This window comes from Candidatus Cloacimonadota bacterium, from assembly GCA_011372345.1.
In the GTDB taxonomy this organism is placed as follows: Bacteria; Cloacimonadota; Cloacimonadia; order Cloacimonadales; family TCS61; genus DRTC01.
This window is the reverse complement of sequence record DRTC01000650.1, coordinates 1-4708: the sequence shown is the minus strand read 5'-3', so window position 1 is coordinate 4708 and position 4708 is coordinate 1. Positions and strand designations below refer to the sequence as shown.

Annotated in this window: 6 protein-coding genes; all 6 read right to left on the bottom strand. The window is 33.7% G+C overall.

Annotated elements, in window-relative coordinates; all coding sequences use genetic code 11:
* A partial coding sequence (locus ENL20_12470; GenBank protein ID HHE39367.1) for a glycosyltransferase family 9 protein occupies positions 1-663 on the bottom strand: 663 nt, incomplete at its 3' end.
* Positions 653-1216: a hypothetical protein gene (locus ENL20_12465; GenBank protein HHE39366.1), complete on the bottom strand. Its 564-nt coding sequence runs from the start codon at positions 1214-1216 to the stop codon at positions 653-655. The genes ENL20_12470 and ENL20_12465, both read right to left, overlap by 11 nt.
* Positions 1209-2033 (bottom strand): PHP domain-containing protein, encoded by an 825-nt coding sequence (locus ENL20_12460; GenBank protein HHE39365.1) that lies wholly within the window; start codon positions 2031-2033, stop codon positions 1209-1211. Before ENL20_12460 ends, ENL20_12465 begins: the two co-directional genes overlap by 8 nt.
* Before the next feature lie 91 nt (positions 2034-2124).
* Positions 2125-2463, bottom strand: a complete 339-nt coding sequence (locus tag ENL20_12455; protein ID HHE39364.1) for a type II toxin-antitoxin system PemK/MazF family toxin — start codon at positions 2461-2463, stop codon at positions 2125-2127.
* Positions 2453-2695, bottom strand: a complete 243-nt coding sequence (locus tag ENL20_12450; protein ID HHE39363.1) for a hypothetical protein — start codon at positions 2693-2695, stop codon at positions 2453-2455. The genes ENL20_12455 and ENL20_12450 overlap by 11 nt, the downstream gene beginning before the upstream one ends.
* Positions 2696-2784: 89 nt before the next feature.
* Positions 2785-4506, bottom strand: a complete 1722-nt coding sequence (locus ENL20_12445; protein HHE39362.1) for a M3 family oligoendopeptidase — start codon at positions 4504-4506, stop codon at positions 2785-2787.
* Positions 4507-4708: the final 202 nt, after the last annotated feature.

Genomic DNA, 4708 nt, shown 5'->3' with positions numbered 1-4708 from the left:
ATTTTCTTTTCCCCAGAGCCTGGTTAACCAGCGAGTTCCACAACCTGTATTTAATCCGATGATTCTCTGATTCAAAGGTAGATCGAAATCGATCCGTTTGGCAGATAATTCCAAAATATATTTTTCTTTATGATAGGAAAATCCGAGCATCTCAAAAATTTCTTCGGGATAACTTTTTGTATTCTGTTTATTAAGATCATCGAATAATCCGGTCAGCCATTTATTCTCTGAATCTTTATCAGCAGGCTTGCATTTCCCGAAATCGTCGGTTAAAAAACCTTTCTTTGTTTTCGCTTTGATCAATTCCGCCAGACTGACAGCTTCTCTATCTTTATCAAGGTTAAAAAGAAAATCGAATTCTCTTGTTTGCAGCCACAAAATCGTGTTCGGATCCCATTCTAAAATATTATGAACATAAGATTCTGGAACGAATTCCGGTGAATGCGTCAGCCAGTTGATCTCTGCTTGAGGAAATTCCTCTTTGAGTTTTCGCAAGATCGGAGTCGTTCTGATCACATCTCCGGCAGCTCCTAATTTTATGATCAATATTCTTTCTTTTAATGGTTCAAAATAAGGACAATCTTCGCAATGAACATTCTCCAGCTTGTGCGGTTTACACGGAATTTCGCCGTTAAATTTCAGGCAATTATTTTTAACGATCATTTTCATCCAATTTATTTTCTTTTTTCTTTTTTGCACTTTCCCGTTCTTTATCGGAAATGATCACATTTTTCATAAATTCATCATAGATCAATCCCGGACACATTTCTGCAATACTGTTCACAATTTCCATCATATTGGGAAAAGAAAGCGTGAAACTGAATTTTTTCTCGTTAGTATTATCCATATAGGTCAGAACTATCAGCTTATGCTTACCATCATCGAGTTCCATTTTTTTGAGGGAAGACCAGTAAATGGAAGTTGATTTTCTGCCGATAAAACGAAATACGATCTTATCTTTTTTAAATAAAATGGTATTCAGGGAAAACAGGTTTCTCATCACGGAATTTGCAGCGAAAAAAATAATTAAAAAAGGAGCGAGCTTAAAGAAAAATTTTGTTTCCAGACCGATTTTAGTAAAGATCAGAAAAATCGCCCAGCCAATCACTGACAATCCTAATAACAAGGTGAACCAGCGGACAAACGGATTGAACCTGTAAGTTCTTGGGAATCCTTTTTTCTGATTAATATTTATTAAAGTTTCGATTTTATTCATTAGTTTTTCTGCTTTTCATGATCTCATCATAAACAAATTCTGGGGCGCTGTACTCACCGAAATGATCATAACTGTTCTCACCATGAAAATCGCTGCCTCCGGTTCTGATCAAGTTGTTCTTTTGAGCGATCTCGTTATAATTACTTATTTTGTCTTCATTGTGCTTGGCATAGAAAACCTCGATTCCATCCAAACCCATTTCGATAAAATCAAAAATTATCCGATCATCACCGAGGGTGTAGGGATGAGCGAGCACTGAAATTCCTCCGACCTTTTTGATGAGTTTAATGACTTTCTTAACTTTGGGAGCCGGTTTTGGAACATAAGCGGGACAATCTTCTCCCAGATAAATTTCAAAAACTTCCTTCATATTACTGCAATGTTTGGTTTCGATCAAAGCTCTGCCAATGTGTGGTCTGCCAATTAGATCGTTCTCTCCGGCAATTTGTCTGATTCTCTCGAAATCGATATCGATTCCCATGAATTTTAATTTTTTCAGGATTTTTTTTGCTCTGATAAACCTTCCTTTTTGGATAAAATCTAATTGATCGATCAGTTCCCTGTTTTCCGGATCAAAATTATAAGCAAGAATATGAACATCTATGCCTTGATAAAGACTGCTTATCTCAACTCCGGATATTAACTCAAATTTGTAATTATTAATTAACTTTCGGGCGATTTTATAACCGTCGAGAGTATCGTGATCGGTAATGGAAATCACATCATAAAAATCTGCTCTGGCTAATTCCAGTATCTGTTCAGGGGAATATATTCCATCAGAACAATTCGTGTGAATATGTAAATCGATTTTCTTCATTCATTTCTCATTTCTTCCATATTTTCCGGATTTTTTGAAAAAAATATGCAAATATCTGTCAATGTTATTATAAAAATCTTTGGATAAAAATTTATTTGTTTGTGAAAAAATCGATCAATAATCCGCCGAATTTTTTTCTATCTTTTTCCAATAATCTACCAAGTTTTTTAATAATAACGGATTTATCGATTGTCGCAAATTTCATTCGTATCATTGAAGGTTTCGGTAAATTTGCTTTTTTCCATTCAGATATTTTATAATCATCGATTCGATATTTTAGATTCATTTTGCTTGTTATGAAAGCAATGACTACATCCGATTCTTTATTATATATGTCAGGTGAGATTATCAAAGCAGGTCTTTTTTTTGATGATGATAAATCTGTAAAAGGGAAAGGCACTAAGATGATGTCCCATTTTTTATAGATCATTATAGATTTCATCCTCTTCATTATCCCATTCTTGGAATGATTTTTCAGACATTTTCATGATTTCGCTTAGATTATTTTTTGCTGAAAGTTCAATGATTTTTCCTTTATTTTTTTTGATATAATTTTCAATTAATTCAGAAATTATATTACCCATAGTTTTACCTTCTATTGATGCTATAACTTTTAAAATTTTTCTTTTATTGTCATCGACCCGAATGCTCATTACACTCATAATAAACCTCCTACTTATAGTTTGTACTACAAACAATATAAATTTCTTTATTGATTGTGCAAATTATAAATTCATCTTCACTTGTTTTCTTATTCCAGTTTCCCCAACTCCTCCTTTACAAAATCCACCAGTTCCTTTACATACTTTTCCGAAAAATCAAACTTGATCCCGGCTTCTTCATAAAGTTCATTCACAGGAATCGAATAACCTGCTTTCAGGAAATTTTCATATTTTTCCAATGCTTGTTCTTTCCCGAATTTTTTATAATTTCGATAAACAGCTAACGCTCCGAGTTGGGAAATTCCATATTCAATATAATAAAAAGGAACTTCAAAGATATGGAGTTGGAATAACCATAGGATTTTTTTAAATTTTTCAAGTCCATTCCATTCCACTCCGGATGAAAACCTGTTCATCAGTTCCGTAAAATATTCTTCTCTTTCTTCGATAGTATGTTCCGGATTTGTATATATCCATTGCTGGAAAGCATCAACGATCATACACCAGGGAAGAAATTCTAAAGATCCTCTTAATTGTTCTTTTTTTGCTTTTATCAGATCGTTTTTGTCTGAATAATATTTATTCCATAAATCCATTGAAATGAATTCCATTGCCATCGAAGCAAGTTCCGCAACTTCACTCGGTGTGGATCTATAAGCTTCGATCTTGATGTTTTTCATGGAAAAAGTATGCATCGCATGACCTGATTCGTGCAGCAGTGTAACAATATCGCGATGAAGTCCGACCGCATTCATAAAAATAAAAGGAGCACCGGTTTCTACGAGCGGATAATTATAACCTCCGGGAGCTTTTCCCTTGCGATTTTCCAAGTCGAGGAATTCCGTGTTTTTCATCATCTGAAGTCTTTTCCCGAATTCCGGTTTGATCGTGTGCAGAATATCAATTCCTTTACCGATGAATTCATCTATTTTCTGAAATGGTTTTAAAGTTTTTCCATCGAGATCGACTGATGTATCCCATGGGCGCACAGAATCGATTTTCAGTTTGGTCTTTCTTTCTTCTGTTAATTCCTTGAGGAAAGGCAGAACCTCTTTTTCAACTGCATTATGGAATTTTTTCAGATCTTCGGGAGTATAAGAGAATCTTCCTTTTAATTGATGCATATAATCACGGTAATTATCAAAATCTGCATTTTTCGCCTGCTGAATACGAAGTTTTTTCATTTCATCAAAAAGTTTGTTGAATTCTTCCCGTTTCTCCATCATTTTTTCCAACCGCAGATTCCAGACTTCTTCCCGAACTTTCCGGTCTTTGTCTTTTAGATAAACCGACAATTGAGAAAGAGTTTTTTCTTCGCCTTTATAATTTGCAGTCAATTTGGAAAAAATTGAACCGTATTTATTGGCAAGTTCCTGTTCTTTTACTTTTAGCGGAATATTTTCTTCCCGGAAAAGCTCGATATCATTGGAAATGATCTTATTCAAATGTCCGTATTTTTTCTCATCGAGTTCCTTTCTATAAGGGCTTTCATAGAATTTTTTATTGAATTTGAATTTATATGGTTTTACTTTGGAAATTACTCCTGCAAAAAACTCGTTGAATTTCTTTTCATATTCCGGTTTATCGGCAAAGCGAGTCATATTGATGTAGCGCCAGGCTTGTTCTTCATTTAAGATATTGGATAATTCCGTAACTTTTTCCAGGAATTTTATCAAATCATCTGCTGATCCAATTTTTTCCGATTCTAATTTTTTCAGTTTTATTTCGACATTTTCCCATTTGGAAACATCCAATTCTTCAGAAAAATATAATCTCGGTTTTTTCGTTATCTTCTCGTTTGTGTATCTCATCATTGCTCCTTTTTTATCAAACTTTTTCTTGAGCAACGAAGTTTTTAAGATGTTGAAATTTGACAAGTATTTTAGAAAATGACTAAAATTTCCGAAGTTTTAAAATTATGAAGTTTTCATAAATCTCAAGCATACCCCCAAATTTGTAGAAATAAGAATTCTAACTTTATGAATCGAAAGAATATAAGAAGATTAATTGCCT

What these genes read in the sequence shown, in the direction of transcription:
- ENL20_12465 (HHE39366.1), bottom strand. Translation starts at nt 1,216, where the DNA reads ATGAATAAAATCGAAACTTTAATAAATATTAATCAGAAAAAAGGATTC.
- ENL20_12460 (HHE39365.1), bottom strand. Translation starts at nt 2,033, where the DNA reads ATGAAGAAAATCGATTTACATATTCACACGAATTGTTCTGATGGAATA.
- ENL20_12455 (HHE39364.1), bottom strand. Translation starts at nt 2,463, where the DNA reads ATGATCTATAAAAAATGGGACATCATCTTAGTGCCTTTCCCTTTTACA.
- ENL20_12450 (HHE39363.1), bottom strand. Translation starts at nt 2,695, where the DNA reads ATGAGTGTAATGAGCATTCGGGTCGATGACAATAAAAGAAAAATTTTA.
- ENL20_12445 (HHE39362.1), bottom strand. Translation starts at nt 4,506, where the DNA reads ATGAGATACACAAACGAGAAGATAACGAAAAAACCGAGATTATATTTT.